14 protein-coding genes and 1 CRISPR repeat array are annotated in these 14,141 nt (G+C 36.2%); of the genes, 5 read left to right on the forward strand and 9 right to left on the reverse strand.

All coding sequences use genetic code 11. The features are described from left to right. Nucleotides 1-257 precede the first annotated feature (257 nt). Nucleotides 258-645: a CRISPR direct-repeat array (repeat unit 28 nt; unit sequence CCTTAACGCCGTATAGGCGGTTTAGAAA). A 443-nt stretch (nucleotides 646-1,088) separates the two neighbouring features. The 3 genes from folP to rlmE all read right to left on the reverse strand — a co-directional run bounded on the left by folP (nucleotide 1,089) and on the right by rlmE (nucleotide 4,602). After that, nucleotides 1,089-1,925: a dihydropteroate synthase gene (gene folP, locus GQ596_RS10580; protein ID WP_160401694.1), complete on the reverse strand. Its 837-nt coding sequence runs from the start codon at nucleotides 1,923-1,925 to the stop codon at nucleotides 1,089-1,091. Between the two features lie 97 nt (nucleotides 1,926-2,022). Next, entirely contained in the window at nucleotides 2,023-3,891 is a 1,869-nt protein-coding gene (gene ftsH / locus GQ596_RS10585; protein ID WP_202113800.1) for an ATP-dependent zinc metalloprotease FtsH, read from the reverse strand. Between the two features lie 84 nt (nucleotides 3,892-3,975). Continuing rightward, on the reverse strand, nucleotides 3,976-4,602 hold the full coding sequence (rlmE, locus tag GQ596_RS10590) for a 23S rRNA (uridine(2552)-2'-O)-methyltransferase RlmE (RefSeq protein ID WP_160401696.1): 627 nt from the start codon (nucleotides 4,600-4,602) through the stop codon (nucleotides 3,976-3,978). A 97-nt stretch (nucleotides 4,603-4,699) separates the two neighbouring features. Between rlmE and yhbY the strand changes: the two genes are divergently transcribed. Further along, the gene (gene yhbY, locus GQ596_RS10595; protein ID WP_160401697.1) at nucleotides 4,700-4,996 is read left to right on the forward strand and encodes a ribosome assembly RNA-binding protein YhbY; all 297 of its coding nucleotides are present in this window, start codon (nucleotides 4,700-4,702) and stop codon (nucleotides 4,994-4,996) included. A gap of 58 nt (nucleotides 4,997-5,054) precedes the next feature. Here yhbY and greA read toward each other — a convergent pair whose 3' ends face one another. Then, complete coding sequence (gene greA, locus GQ596_RS10600; protein ID WP_160401698.1) at nucleotides 5,055-5,531, reverse strand: transcription elongation factor GreA; 477 nt, start codon at nucleotides 5,529-5,531, stop codon at nucleotides 5,055-5,057. A gap of 304 nt (nucleotides 5,532-5,835) precedes the next feature. Between greA and GQ596_RS10605 the strand changes: the two genes are divergently transcribed. From GQ596_RS10605 to hslO, 3 genes are all read left to right on the forward strand, one after another. After that, nucleotides 5,836-7,407 (forward strand): hypothetical protein, encoded by a 1,572-nt coding sequence (locus GQ596_RS10605; RefSeq protein ID WP_160401699.1) that lies wholly within the window; start codon nucleotides 5,836-5,838, stop codon nucleotides 7,405-7,407. Nucleotides 7,408-7,506: 99 nt separating this feature from the next. Further along, nucleotides 7,507-7,905 (forward strand): ribosome-associated heat shock protein Hsp15, encoded by a 399-nt coding sequence (gene hslR / locus GQ596_RS10610; protein ID WP_160401700.1) that lies wholly within the window; start codon nucleotides 7,507-7,509, stop codon nucleotides 7,903-7,905. 1 nt (nucleotide 7,906) lies between these two features. Further along, nucleotides 7,907-8,770, forward strand: coding sequence for an Hsp33 family molecular chaperone HslO (gene hslO / locus GQ596_RS10615; RefSeq protein WP_202112551.1), 864 nt, complete (start codon nucleotides 7,907-7,909; stop codon nucleotides 8,768-8,770). Between the two features lie 180 nt (nucleotides 8,771-8,950). Here hslO and tsaA read toward each other — a convergent pair whose 3' ends face one another. From tsaA to metN, 4 genes are all read right to left on the reverse strand, one after another. After that, nucleotides 8,951-9,673 carry a tRNA (N6-threonylcarbamoyladenosine(37)-N6)-methyltransferase TrmO gene (gene tsaA / locus GQ596_RS10620; RefSeq protein WP_160401707.1) on the reverse strand — a complete coding sequence of 241 codons (723 nt, stop codon included), beginning with the start codon at nucleotides 9,671-9,673 and terminating at the stop codon, nucleotides 8,951-8,953. A gap of 111 nt (nucleotides 9,674-9,784) precedes the next feature. After that, a complete protein-coding gene (gene metQ / locus GQ596_RS10625) occupies nucleotides 9,785-10,657 on the reverse strand; it encodes a methionine ABC transporter substrate-binding lipoprotein MetQ (RefSeq protein WP_160401702.1) in 873 nt (290 codons plus the stop codon). A gap of 14 nt (nucleotides 10,658-10,671) precedes the next feature. Then, nucleotides 10,672-11,352: a methionine ABC transporter permease gene (locus tag GQ596_RS10630; protein WP_370516499.1), complete on the reverse strand. Its 681-nt coding sequence runs from the start codon at nucleotides 11,350-11,352 to the stop codon at nucleotides 10,672-10,674. Between the two features lie 91 nt (nucleotides 11,353-11,443). Next, nucleotides 11,444-12,475, reverse strand: a complete 1,032-nt coding sequence (gene metN, locus GQ596_RS10635; protein WP_160401704.1) for a methionine ABC transporter ATP-binding protein MetN — start codon at nucleotides 12,473-12,475, stop codon at nucleotides 11,444-11,446. 118 nt (nucleotides 12,476-12,593) lie between these two features. On the opposite strand from metN, the gene gmhB reads away from it, so the two are divergent. Then, the gene (gmhB, locus tag GQ596_RS10640) at nucleotides 12,594-13,130 is read left to right on the forward strand and encodes a D-glycero-beta-D-manno-heptose 1,7-bisphosphate 7-phosphatase (protein ID WP_160401705.1); all 537 of its coding nucleotides are present in this window, start codon (nucleotides 12,594-12,596) and stop codon (nucleotides 13,128-13,130) included. Nucleotides 13,131-13,162: 32 nt separating this feature from the next. Here gmhB and GQ596_RS10645 read toward each other — a convergent pair whose 3' ends face one another. Then, complete coding sequence (locus GQ596_RS10645; RefSeq protein ID WP_160401706.1) at nucleotides 13,163-13,888, reverse strand: DUF4184 family protein; 726 nt, start codon at nucleotides 13,886-13,888, stop codon at nucleotides 13,163-13,165. Between the last annotated feature and the right edge of the window lie 253 nt (nucleotides 13,889-14,141).

Consider the following 14,141-nt stretch of genomic DNA (forward strand, 5'->3'; position numbering starts at 1 on the left):
TTAGGTCTTTTTTGTGAGTTGTTTTTGTATTAAAAAGCAATGCAAAAATCCCAAAAAAGTGGTCAGGAAAGGTATTGATTTTATTGAAGTTTTTTCTATCCGTTTTTTTGAATATAAACCTCTACAAACCCTTTTTTTTACGATAATTTAAAATTAAATAAAATCAATGCATTAGAAAACAGCTTAAAAAAAGGGTTTTCAAAGCCAAAATTGTTGTTTATCTTTATATAACAAGGTTTATCAAATCTTGAGTTCTACCTTAACGCCGTATAGGCGGTTTAGAAACTGCCCCCAAAGTGCAAATACCGAATAATCGTCCTTAACGCCGTATAGGCGGTTTAGAAATGTTCGAACTGGATGCTTGAGGCGGTCTATTTCCTTAACGCCGTATAGGCGGTTTAGAAACGCATCATTTATGTTGAGACCAAAATTAAAACCCTTAACGCCGTATAGGCGGTTTAGAAAGTCTAAGGCTAATACAATATTATCAACGCTTCCCTTAACGCCGTATAGGCGGTTTAGAAATGATGACGCAATAGAAGTTAGCGCGGAACTTGCCTTAACGCCGTATAGGCGGTTTAGAAACTACAGTCTACTCAGATGATGAGGGCAAAACGCCTTAACGCCGTATAGGCGGTAATAAAAAATAAAATTAATCACATAATTAAAAAACAATCGGCTATGCTATCTGCCTTATTCCGGCGTCAGAATGCGCCGACAACAGAGTGAGGTTAGCACGCCAAACAGGACGTTTGGCGAGTTTGTGGCGCGCTTGACAAATTTGTCTGGAACAAATTTGAACACCTGAGCACAGCGAAGGTGGCCTCGCAGAGGCGAGTATCAGGATGATACGAGTAGTGCCGAAGGCCACATTCTGCAGCCAAAGCGTGGGTTGTCAGGGAATTCGCTTTAATTCCCTGACTCGGACGTGGGCACTGTAGCCATTTTGTTCCCCCAAAGTTCAAACGTCCGAAACCACCGCACCCAATTTATTCTATTCACAAAAACAAAAAAAGGCCTGATTTTCCACTAAAAAATCAGTCAGGAAAACTATTGATTTTATTTATGTTTTTTAAAAAAACTATACCTTATCCCCTTTCAGCAAGCGTCGCCTGCACAATCCTCAACGCATCAAACGTTTCTTTCACATCATGCACACGAATAATCTGTGCCCCTTTCATTGCCGCTATCACCGCACAAGAGACACTGCCTAACATTCGCTCTTGCGGTGGGACATTTAGCACTTGTCCTATCATGGATTTTCGTGACATGCCGACTAATAAAGGCAAGTTGAAATGGTGGAATTGTTCAAGTGTTGCTAATAGTCGGTAATTGTGCGCTAGTGTTTTACCAAATCCAAAACCGGGGTCAAGGATGATTTTTGGGCGGTCAATGCCGGCGTTTATGCAGCGTTCGATCTGTTTTGCAAAAAAGTCATCAACTTCCTGATAAATATCTTGCTCGTAGTGTGGTGCATTTTGCATGGTTTGTGGGTCGCCTTGCATGTGCATGACGCAAACAGGTAAGCCTGTTTGGGCTGCGGCTTCAAGTGCACCGGGTTCTGTTAAAGCTCGAACATCGTTAATTAGGTGTGCCCCTGCTTTAGCTGATTCAGTCATCACTTGTGGCTTTGAGGTGTCAACCGAAATCCAAACATCAAAATAACGAGCGATTTTTTCAACTAATGGCACAACACGGTTTAGCTCTTCATCAATCGATACCTCGGCTGCACCGGGGCGTGTTGATTCGCCCCCTACATCAATAAAGGTTGCGCCAGCTTGAATCATGCTGTCAACACGACGCATGGCATCATCAAGGTTGTTATAATTTCCACCATCAGAAAACGAATCAGGTGTCATATTAACAATGCCCATGACTTGCGGAAAAGAAAGATCTATTGTCTGATTTTGAAAATGTATTTCCATGATTAACAGCCTTATTCAGGTTATATTATGTGATTGTGTTTATTTATAAGGTATTTTGTCGATAAAAAACGCGCCGTAGCGCGTTGAGTTTGGTTTATTAACTTTCTGATTGTGGCGGCGTGTCATTCCCTTCATTTGGGATCTGCTTTGCTGCCTTTTCGTCGCTGTCGGTCCAGTCATCTGGTGCGGTAAGTGGGCGACGAGCAATTAAGTCTGCGACTTGTTTTGAATCAATGGTTTCGTATTTCATAAGCGCATCTTTCATTGCATGTAATACATCAATATTTTCCGTTAGGATTTTACGAGCTCGTTGATAATTACGGTCAATAATGGCTTTGACTTCTTCGTCAATGATGCGAGCTGTTTCGTCAGAGATGTCTTTTGGTCGTCCATACTGGTTGTCGTCTGTTTCGTAAAACAGCGGTCCTAAACGGTCCGAAAAGCCCCACTGTGTAACCATGGCTCTTGCATATTGTGTAGCTACTTTAATGTCATTTGATGCACCTGTTGAAATTTTGTTTGCACCATAAATAAGTTCTTCAGCAAGTCGTCCACCATAAAGTGTGGCAATGTCGCCTTCGAGCTTTTCACGACTTTCACTAACACGGTCGCCTTCTGGTAAAAAGAACGTCACACCAAGGGCGCGCCCACGTGGAATGATGGTAACTTTGTGGATCGGGTCATGATCTGGCATTAAGTGACCAATAATAGCGTGCCCAGCTTCGTGATAAGCGGTTGATATAAGTTGTTCTTGAGTCATGCTTAACGAACGTCGTTCGGTGCCCATGTTGATTTTATCTTTGGCTTCTTCAAATTCGTCCATGGTGACAAGCCGTTTATTACGACGTGCGGCAAATAAGGCCGCTTCATTGACTAAGTTTGCTAGTTCTGCACCCGAATAGCCCGGTGTACCTCGTGCTAGGACTGATAAGTCAACATCGGTTCCAAGTGGTACTTTGCGAGCATGTACCGCAAGAATTTGTTCTCGCCCTTTCATGTCAGGCAAGCCAATTTGAACTTGTCGATCAAAGCGTCCTGGTCGTAATAATGCAGGATCTAAAATATCAACGCGGTTTGTTGCTGCGATGATGATGATACCACTGTTAGTTTCAAAGCCATCCATTTCGACCAGCATCTGGTTTAATGTTTGTTCACGTTCGTCGTGCCCACCCATTGAGCCTGCACCACGTTTGCGACCAACGGCATCAATTTCGTCAATAAAAATAATGCATGGTGAATGTTTTCGAGCTTGTTCAAATAAATCACGCACGCGCGATGCGCCGACACCAACAAACATTTCAACAAAGTCAGAACCTGACATGCTGAAAAACGGAACATTAGCTTCGCCAGCAATGGCTTTGGCTAGCAAGGTTTTACCTGTGCCCGGAGGGCCTACCATTAGGATCCCTTTTGGAATTCGTCCACCAAGTTTTTGGTATTTACCTGGGTCGCGTAAAAAATCGACCACTTCAGTTACTTCTTGTTTGGCTTCTTCACTGCCTGCTACGTCGGTAAATTTAGTTTTAACTTGATCTGGGGTTAACATTTTGGCTTTGCTTTTCCCCACTGACATCGGTCCGCCTTTACCACCACCTTGCATTTGGCGCATCATAAATAGCCAAAAACCGATAAGTAAAATAATAGGAAACCAAGAGATAAGAATGCTAAGGATTAGGCTTGGTTTTTCGTCAGGACTGCCATAGACAGGTACTTTGTTGCTTAATAGATCATCCATGAGTTTTTCATCATAATAAGGGATGTAGGTAGTGTACTCATTATTTTCTTTGGTTTTAGCAACAATTTCGCGTCCGTTAATATGCACTTCTTGGAGTTTGCCATTCGTGATATCGGAATTAAATTGGGTATAATTGACTTGAGGGTTGCTGTTTGCTATTGAGCTAAATTGATTAAATCCTGCAATCAATACTACAGCAATAATTCCCCAGATCAGTAAATTCTTCACCATGTCGTTCAAAAGAAAAACCTCTCATAAAAATTAACAGTTACGACTAAATTAACGAAGTATGGTACTACAAAATTGTACAACTAGCTACTTCATACCCATTGCAACAATATAAACTTCTCGAGACCTTGCGCGCGATGCTTCAGGCTTGCGAATTTTGACGGTTTTGAACATGTCTCTTACCTGTTTTAGGTATGCTTCAAATCCTTCACCTTGAAACACTTTTACAATAAAGTTGCCGTTTGGAGCAAGTACGTCTCGACACATGTCTAATGCGAGTTCAACTAAATACATGGCTCTAGGGATGTCAACAGCAGGCTGTCCGCTCATGTTCGGTGCCATGTCTGACATAACAACTTGGACTTTTTCTTCACCCACTCGTTCAAGTAAAGCCTTTAAAACGGCTTCATCACGAAAATCGCCTTGAAGAAAATCAACCCCAACAATTGGATCCATTGGCAGTAAGTCACATGCAATAATACGACCTTTGTTACCAATCAGCGATGCAACATACTGTGACCATCCCCCCGGTGCTGCACCTAGATCAACAACGGTTATTCCGGGTTTGAATAATTTGTCATTTTTTTGAATTTCTTCTAGTTTGAACCATGCTCTGGATCGTAGTCCTTTTTTTTGTGCTTGTTGCACAAAGCGATCTTTAAAATGCTCATTGAGCCAACGTGTCGAGCTTGCTGAGCGTTTTTTGTTACTCACAGTGAATAAATCCTTAATGTAAAGAGGTCACTTCATTGATTACAAATATATATAAGGGTAGAATAGCAAAATTGCAACTTAATGTGATAAAAATTTAATGAATTTATCGAATAAACAAAAACAGTATTTAAAAAGTGAAGCGCATCATTTAAAGCCTATTGTGATGATTGGTGCTAATGGATTTACCGAAGGCGTACTTGCCGAAATTGATCATGCGTTAAATTTTCATGAGTTAATCAAAATTAAGGTTTCTGCTGAAGACCGCGAAACTAAAAAGCTTATTTGCGATGCGATTATTCGTGAAACAAAAGCATTATCGGTACAATTGGTAGGTTCTAATTTCACGATTTTTAGACCAAGTGAAGATAAAAAAATCACTTTACCTAAATCTTAAATAAAAATAACAGGGCTATTTGCCCTGTTGGTTTATCTGTTGTTAAAGTTGTTCTTTACTAGATATATTCAACTTTAATAATATCAAACTCGACATCACCACCTGGTGTTTTGATTTGTACTGTGTCGCCATCTTCTTTGCCGATTAGCCCACGAGCAATAGGTGAGTTGACCGATATCAGGTTTTGTCTATAGTCTGCTTCGTCATCACCAACGATGCGATAGGTTGTTTCTTCGTCAGTTTCGATATTAACGACAGTTACCGTAGCACCAAAAATAATACGTCCAGTGTTTTTTACTTTGGTTATGTCTATAATTTGTGCTTGTGATAATTTGCCTTCAATTTCTTGAATTCGACCTTCACAAAAACCTTGTTGCTCTCTGGCTGCGTGATATTCAGCGTTTTCTTTTAAATCGCCGTGCGCTCTAGCTTCAGCAATGGCGGCTGTGATTTGTGGCCTTTTGACATTTTTTAGCTCTTCTAGTTCAGCACGTAATAGTTCTGCTCCCTTTACTGTCATTGGGATTTGTTTCATCGAGGTATCTCCCGTGTTACTTATTATAAATAAAAAAATAACTTTCCCCATTCATCTGATTTAAGGAAAGGGAAAGTAAGTTGTTCTGTTAGTTTTTTAACGTATTGTTGTGTATGCCTATATCTTAACTGCAAAACTAATCTAACCACAAATGATTTATATTGAAAATTAGATGCTATTTTGATTAAAATGGAGTATCGTAATGGGATTCTTAACATTTAATTACAATAATTAAAATAATTTTATGCAGCGATTACGTTTTTACATAATCATCTTTTTGTCTATTGTTTGGTTTTTTATATTATTGTCTTATTTTGTTGTGCAAACCTCTTTGGGTGCCAAAATTATTAGCCAGCAATTATCTAAATTAAGTTCTTATACTGTCTCAGTAGGCAAAGTCCATCACTCTATTGCAAATTTTTATGAATTAGTTTTTGATGATGTTGTTATTAGTGATGATAATAAAGTCGTTGTTAGTGCACCTAAATTATTAGTCGGGTTTGATAAAGATTATCTTTGGCAATTAACTCATTTTAATTATGTTACTATTATTGATGGTACAATTAATTATTCTTACAATGATAGCCAATCTGGCCAGTATGATTTTTCAACAAATACACTAAAATTAGTTGATTCAACCGTTAATATTTCAGTTAATAGCGGGCAAGATAGAATTTCATTTACACAGCTAAATGGTGGCGTTAAACCATTTTCGTTATCAACGGATTCGTTATCAGGGGAAGATAAATATCAATTTGATTTTACTTCGAAAGCAGTATCAGTCAATCAAATTCCTATTAAATCAATGCTTATTCAAGGATTCCATTGTGATGGTGTTACGACAGTGACTAATTTAGGTGGTAATATTGATAATGGCTTTTTTGTTAGTAAATTAAAAATACTTGCTGATAAACATTTAAATATCGATCAGCTACAACTACATAATATTAATTTGCAATCAACCGACAAGGATTTTGGGAATAGGTATCTTCATATTTTGCCAAATTTGACAATCAAGCAATTATCGATATTTGAAAGTAGCATTCAGTTGCCTAATTTTTTAATTGAAAAAGGTAATATTGAAGCAACTAATCTGAGTTATGATGATCAATGGCATTTTGATCAAAGTACGTTTGTTTTTAATGCTGATCATGTTGTTTGGGATGATGAGAAGTTTGCATCGGTATTAGTTCAACTATCATCTAATGATCAAGATGTGGAGATCAAAAAAGTACTAGCAAAATGGAATAAAGGTAGTATAAATTTTTCTGGAAGATGGAAAGATCACTCCTTACATTTAGAACAATTAACATTATCAGATATTAATTATCAGCTTCCTGAAAAGCTGGAACTGTTAGCATTACCGAGTATTTTTAAAAGTATCAAGATAGATAAACTTACCGTTTTACAAAGTTTGATAATTAGAAAATATAGCGATTTTCCTTTCACGTTATATAACTTTCAGGTTTCGGGTACGGATGTCGTTTTAGCGAAAGATCACAAATTAGGCCTCTTTTCAGGATCGACTTCTTTTAAATCTGAAAAAGGATCGTTTAATCGAGTTGATATTAGTTATCCTGATATGGTTTTAAAATTTGATGCTGAAAATCGTGCTTTGTTAACGTTTAGTACGTTAACGAGTGGAGGGATGATCGAGTCAAATACAAAAGTTGATTTATCACAAAATGAACCGCTATCTTTGCAATTAAATGCTTATGGTGTAACCAGTTCACTGTTAGAAGACTGGAAATTACTAAAACAGCCTCCAGCCGCTATGAATTATTCAGTTAATTTACAAGGCAAATTACAGCCATTTAGTTTTTCAGGCGTATTTTCTACTGATGGTAATAATTATATTATTAAGCATGAACATTGATTTTTACAAAAGCATTCTTATATAACTGGTTAAGATGTTTAAGGTATTATGTGTCTTTGAATGTGAAAGGCTTGATAATAAGTGGTGTGTGAGGATGTAATGGTTCTTGTTCGATTAGATAAATGGCTTTGGGCCGCAAGGTTTTATAAGTCACGAGCATTAGCCCGAGAAATGATTGAAGGCGGTAAAGTGCATTATAACGGTCAACGTACTAAACCAAGTAAAATTGTTGAAGTTGGTGCGACTGTAACGCTTCGTCAAGGTTCGGATCAAAAAACAATTCAAATTTTAGCCATCAGCGAACAACGAAGAACTGCCACAGAAGCTCAGCAACTTTATCAAGAAACTTCAGATAGTATTGCTAAACGTGAAGCAATAGCACAAGCTCGTAAACTTAATGCATTGACAATGCCTCATCCAGATAGAAGACCAGATAAAAAGGAGCGGCGTGATTTGATTAAATTTAAATATGATAGGCAACAAGGTGACAACAGTTAATATGGATACTTTAAATCGATTTTTATTTGATAATCATCCTATTCGTGGTGAAATTACCCGTCTTGAACAAACATACCAAGCGGTGTTAGATAATCATACTTACCCTGTTGCTGTACAAAATTTACTTGGTGAATTATTGGTTGTAACCAGTTTATTAACTGCAACACTAAAATTTGAGGGTGATATTGCGGTTCAGTTGCAAGGTGATGGGGCGTTATCGTTAGCTGTTGTTAACGGTAATGATCAACAACAGCTACGAGGCGTTGCTCGAGTTAATGGTGAAATTGCTGACGATGCAACACTCAAAGATATGGTGGGTAATGGCTATATTGTTATTACTATTACACCTAAAAATGGCGAGCGCTATCAAGGTATCGTTGGGTTAGAAAAAGATACGCTTATTGGTTGCATCGAAAACTATTTTATGCAATCAGAGCAGCTTCCTACCCGTTTATTTGTGAAAACTGGTGTTCACAATAATAAGCCAATGGCCGCAGGGATTTTATTGCAAATTTTGCCTGCTAATGATGATACCGCTGAATCATTTGAGCATCTAAGCGCATTAACTGAAACAATTACGGGTGACGAGTTACTACAGCTTTCTACCGATGAGATTTTATATCGTTTATATAATCAAGAAGAAGTGCGCCTTTTTGAAACACATTATATTACTTTTAAGTGTGGTTGTTCACGTCAGCGTTGTGAAGATAGTTTAATGACATTACCCACTAACGAAATTGATGAAATCCTGAAAGAAGATGGCGGTAATATTGATATTCATTGTGATTATTGCGGAAAGCATTATTTGTTTGATTCTATCGATATTGCTGAAATAAGAAATAGGCATAAGGTTAATTATCATTGATCTTTAATGTTTCACTAAAAAACCACTAAAATTATATATATAACTTTAGTGGTAAAGTGAAATATAGGGAATTAAACTTATACTTCACTTTATCAGAATAAATGAACAAAGCTTTTTTAACGGTTTTGTGTGTTTTTTAAATGATATTGATAAATCACTTCATTGTGCTAATTAAAAGCTCTATTTACTGTTTATTTCTTCCTCATAAATATGTTCAATAATGGCGTGATTATTGGCGATCTTCCATTTTATATTAAAATGGTACAGTGTGATTCCATAGGTTTGTTCGCAACTATTGTTTTGTTTGTACGCAGGCCTTGGATCTTGAGATATCACTTGGGTAATTAGGTCGGTAAGTTGAGGATAGTTCTGTTTTTGTAAATCTAATATTAATTGTGCTTTTTGTGAAAATTCAACGGTTAATTTTTCATCGGGAATAGATTGTGCATATCCTGCAAAGGCATCAGGATGGCTGTCACAATAAGGTAGGTAAGGTTTAATATCGATAATTGGTGTGCCGTCGACTAAGTCAAGGCTGCCTAATTTCAATATGATCTGTTTGTTTTCAATGACGATATCTTTTAATTCAACAGCTGAAAGACCAATATGATTAGGTCTAAATGGTGATCGGCTAGCAAATACGCCCATTGTTTTGTTACCACCTAAACGCGGTGGACGAACGGTTAGTCTCCATTTTTCTGGATCGATATGGTGAAATAAAAATAATAACCATAAGTGAGAAAACTGTTCTAATCCTTTAACACTAATGGGATCGTTATAAGGTGCTAACAAATGAAGTTCCCCTTTCCCAGCACTGACTAAGTTGGGTTGTCTTGGAACAGCAAATTTTTCACTATAGGGAGAGCGGATAATGCCGATGGGGTTAATTTGATATGTCATAATCCATATTTGTTTGAATTTATTCTATAGCTTGTTATTTCTATATGATAGCAAAGTTAATATCGTCAACCTAAGCCGACGATATTAAGGTAAATAAATCTTTGTTACTTATTATTACCAACCGCGAATCGCACCACCATTAAAGATTTGGTTTGCTTTTTCAGCTACAGCCTCAGTTTGGTAAGATTTAACAAAGTTTTTGACATTTTCATCATCTTTGTTATTTTCACGAGCAACGATGATGTTGACATATGGCGAGTCTTTGTCTTCAACAAAAATTCCATCTTTACTTGGTGTTAAATTGACTTGTCCTGCAAATGCATTGTTGATGATTGCTAGATCAACTTGAGCATCATCTAGTGAACGTGGCAACATTGGTGCTTCAAGTTCAATAATCTTATAGTTGTAAGGATTGCTGGTAATATCAAGAACTGTTGGTAATAGACCTTTTGCGTTATCAACCGTAATCATTCCTTCGTGTTGTAATAATAGTAATGCTCGACCTAAATTTGTAGGATCACTTGGAATGGCAATCGTTGAATTGGCTGCAATAAAAAATGTTTCACCACGCGGTGAAGTTACTTTTACGCCTTCACCGGTTTCTTCTGATTGATTAATTGGTTTGAGTTTTTTGGAATAACTTGCAATAGGGTAAACAAATGAGTTACCAACTACAGATAATTTATAACCGCGTTCTTTGATTTGTTCATCTAAAAAAGGCTTGTGTTGGAAAGCATTTACATCAATTAAACCATCATTTAATGCTTGATTAGGTATAACATAATCACTAAAAGTAACAAGTTCAACATCTAAGTTATAAAGATCTTTTGCTTGTTGTTTAGCAACTTCAGCTACTTCTTGTTCTGGTCCTGAAATAACACCAACTTTAAGAGCGCTAACTTGAGTTTTTGGTTTGTTATTGTCACAACCCGTTAAAAAAAATGCACTCACTAATGTGGTGATAAGTGCTAACTTTTTGATTGACATAATTTTCTCCAAATTTATTGATGAGACACGTATTTAACAATTTTATTGCCAATAAATTGAATAATAAAGACAATAATAACCAATATCACTAAAAATATATTCATCATATCATAGTTGTGACCTTCATACCCGAATCGTTTCGCTAGATCACCAAGGCCTCCTGCTCCTACGGCTCCAGCCATGGCAATATAACCTGTTAGCGTTATTAACGAGATCGTCATGCTATTAACAATTACAGGTAATGACTCTGGTAATAAAACTTTGTAGATAATTTGTAACGGTGTAGCGCCCATAGAGCGAGCAGCTTCAATTAATCCTTTTGGCAGATCAAGTAGTGCATTTTCAATCATTTTGGCAATTAAAGGGGCAACACCTATGCTCAGTGGTACAATAGCTCCTTCCCTACCAAGATAAGTCCCTTTACCTGTTAAAATTTCCATTATTTCCATTGTAAATGGTTGAATCCAGACAATTAATATAATAAAAGGAATTGAGCGGAATACATTTATTACAAAAGAAAGAATGTTATGTATTATATGATTTCCAAGTATATTTCCTTTTCGAGTTATATATAACATGATACCTAACGGTAAGCCAATTAATGTTCCATAAAAACCAGATAAAAAAATCATATAAATGGTATCATCGGTTGCTTCTGCTATTTTGAATAATACCGGTCCATTTAGCCCTTTAATTGATGAACAAAATGCAACAAAATCGCTCCAAAAATTATATTGAGCTAAGTATCGAAATAAAGATTCGAAAGGTTTAAAAGAGGGAATAAAATCAAACATAACCTAGTACCTCTACTTTGGTATTATTGTTTTCCAAAAATTGGATTGCCGACGAAATACTTTTAGGATTACCATCCATTTGGGCTAGCATTAAACCAAATTTAACACCACCAGCATAATCCATTTGCGCGCTAATAATGTTACTTTCGATACTAAATTCTTTGGCAATTTGTGATAACAAAGGTAAATCAACCGAAACGCCCGTGAATTCTAAGCGAACCAGAGGATTAAGACCCTCTTTAGGGTCTTGAGATAATCTTGCTAAATAATCGTCAGGGATATTTAGGTGTAAAGTTGATTGTATAAACTGTCTTGCAATATCGGTTTTAGCGTGGGAAAAAATTTCGCCGACCGATGATTGCTCCACTAATTCGCCATTACTGATAACCGCGACTTGATCGCAAATCTGTTTTACTACGTCCATTTCGTGCGTAATTAGTAAAATAGTAAGCCCTAATTTTTGATTAATATCTTTCAATAATTTCAAAATAGAACGGGTTGTTTCGGGATCGAGTGCGCTAGTTGCTTCGTCGCATAAGAGCACTTTGGGGTCACTAGCTAAAGCTCTTGCAATCGCAACGCGCTGTTTTTGCCCACCTGATAAATTAGCAGGGTAAACATTTGCCTTTTCAGTCAATCCAACTAGCTCAATAAGCTCGTTGACCTTTTGTTTGATTTTGGCTTTAGGGGTTTTATTGAGCTCTAGTGGAAAAGCGATATTATCAAAAACAGTGCGTGAGGAAAGTAGATTAAAATGTTGAAAAATCATACTAATCTTTCGACGTACTTCAATTAGCTTTCTGTTTGATAGGTGAGTGATTTCTTGATTATCAAAAAATATTTTACCACTAGTTGGTTTTTCAAGTAAGTTAACACAACGGATAAGAGTGCTCTTTCCTGCCCCTGATTTACCAATAACACCATAAATCTTTCCTTGTGGAACATGTATAGTGATGTCTTTTAATGCATGAATAGGGGTTTTATTATGTTCAAATATTTTCGAAATATGTTGTAATTTTATCATAATATATAAAGACAAAAGATGAATGGATGAATATTAAGACGTCTAGACATCTAAGTCAATCAATAATATGCTATATGAATTAGAGTAATACCTAAAGTTAAAAGGAAAAAAAGTAAATATGAAGCCCGCTATTTTTTTAGATCGAGATGGTACTATTAATATAGATTATAATTATGTACATACAATTGATAAATTCCACTTTATTGATGGTGTGATTGAGGCGATGCAAGAGCTCAAGAAAATGGGCTTTTTATTAGTCATTACAACCAATCAATCGGGGATTGCCAGAAATATATTTACTGAAGAACAATTTCATACATTGACTGAATGGATGGATTGGTCATTACAAGATCGTGGTGTTGATTTAGATGGCATCTATTATTGTCCACATGATCCGCTAATTGATAATTGTGAATGCCGCAAACCAAGTCCGGGTATGATTCAAACAGCAGCTAAAGAACTAAAAATTGATATTGCTAATTCCTATATGGTTGGAGATAGAGTGTCTGACTTATTGTCGGGTAAAAAAGCTGGCGTTAAAAAAACTGTGTTAGTAAAAACGGGCGATACCATAACAGAAGAAGCATTAGAACAAGCTGATTGGGTTATTGATAGTTTGGCTGATTTACCCAATAAAATAAAAGAAAAATCATAACTTTCTAAAATAATACTATCCTAATACGGCGTTTAAAATAAACGCCGTGTAATTCTCATGATAGGTGGTGCTAATATTAATCCCAAAAATAGTGCATTAATAAAGTTCACTACATTTTGGCCAAAAGTATGAATGGTCTTGGTGAAAAAAAGAGAAAAACAACTTATAACGATCATCATCACCAATCCCCAATATAGAAAACTAATCGTATTTTTCTTATCAATCATGATTGGTAATCTAAGAATAAAGATGCATATTAAACTCATTCCTACCAAAGTGCTTCCATGTTGTAGTAATTGGTAGATAGGAATATCTGTATTTTTTAGTGAAATTGGTTGTTGTAAAAAAGGAAGGTGTTTTACAAAAAAGCCAGTTAAGTGAGTAAAACTGTCCCAACCAATATGTGACAATATGCCTATTAGTGCAGATGTTAAGACAATAAACCAATGATGCAAGCAATATTGCTTCCAGTTCAGCGTTAGATAATGAGCAAATCGTTTATAAAGGAAATGAGGCAAATTCTTGATTAATTCATTACGAATAATGGAGTGAAAGATAAAAGCAACAATTAATGTTATTGGCAGATCAAAATAAAAAATACCAAGTAAAGTATGGCTCATATCACTTTTTATTTTCATTCTAAGAAAATATTCAAAGTCAGGGGACATGCTACCTATAATTAAGGTTGTCATGGAAAAAAACTTAGTTTTTTTATAAAAAGGTAAAACAATTGCAGGATGTGCGAAAGTAAAAGGCATATGAAAAATCCATCCTAAAATAAAAAGTTGGACTGAAGCAGACATGACATAATAAATAATAAAAAAGAAAATTTGTATAGAATTAGTTTATTTTCAATACAGCATGTGCAAAAAAAGCACAAACAGAAATAAAATTGCAATAATCGCTTGCATGATTTTTTTAAGGTCCTATAATGCGCACCCACTGACACGCAGTCAGCATAAAGCAGGCGGCGAATAAGGTTAGTGAACAAGGTCAAAAATTTTAAAAAAA

The sequence above is a fragment of the Gilliamella sp. Pra-s60 genome (genome assembly GCF_009795755.1).
Taxonomy (GTDB): domain Bacteria; phylum Pseudomonadota; class Gammaproteobacteria; order Enterobacterales; family Orbaceae; genus Gilliamella.

What these genes read in the sequence shown, in the direction of transcription:
- yhbY (WP_160401697.1), top strand. Translation starts at nt 4,700, where the DNA reads ATGAATTTATCGAATAAACAAAAACAGTATTTAAAAAGTGAAGCGCAT.
- gmhB (WP_160401705.1), top strand. Translation starts at nt 12,594, where the DNA reads ATGAAGCCCGCTATTTTTTTAGATCGAGATGGTACTATTAATATAGAT.
- metN (WP_160401704.1), bottom strand. Translation starts at nt 12,475, where the DNA reads ATGATAAAATTACAACATATTTCGAAAATATTTGAACATAATAAAACC.
- GQ596_RS10645 (WP_160401706.1), bottom strand. Translation starts at nt 13,888, where the DNA reads ATGCCTTTTACTTTCGCACATCCTGCAATTGTTTTACCTTTTTATAAA.
- ftsH (WP_202113800.1), bottom strand. Translation starts at nt 3,891, where the DNA reads ATGGTGAAGAATTTACTGATCTGGGGAATTATTGCTGTAGTATTGATT.
- hslR (WP_160401700.1), top strand. Translation starts at nt 7,507, where the DNA reads ATGGTTCTTGTTCGATTAGATAAATGGCTTTGGGCCGCAAGGTTTTAT.
- greA (WP_160401698.1), bottom strand. Translation starts at nt 5,531, where the DNA reads ATGAAACAAATCCCAATGACAGTAAAGGGAGCAGAACTATTACGTGCT.
- hslO (WP_202112551.1), top strand. Translation starts at nt 7,907, where the DNA reads ATGGATACTTTAAATCGATTTTTATTTGATAATCATCCTATTCGTGGT.
- folP (WP_160401694.1), bottom strand. Translation starts at nt 1,925, where the DNA reads ATGGAAATACATTTTCAAAATCAGACAATAGATCTTTCTTTTCCGCAA.
- metQ (WP_160401702.1), bottom strand. Translation starts at nt 10,657, where the DNA reads ATGTCAATCAAAAAGTTAGCACTTATCACCACATTAGTGAGTGCATTT.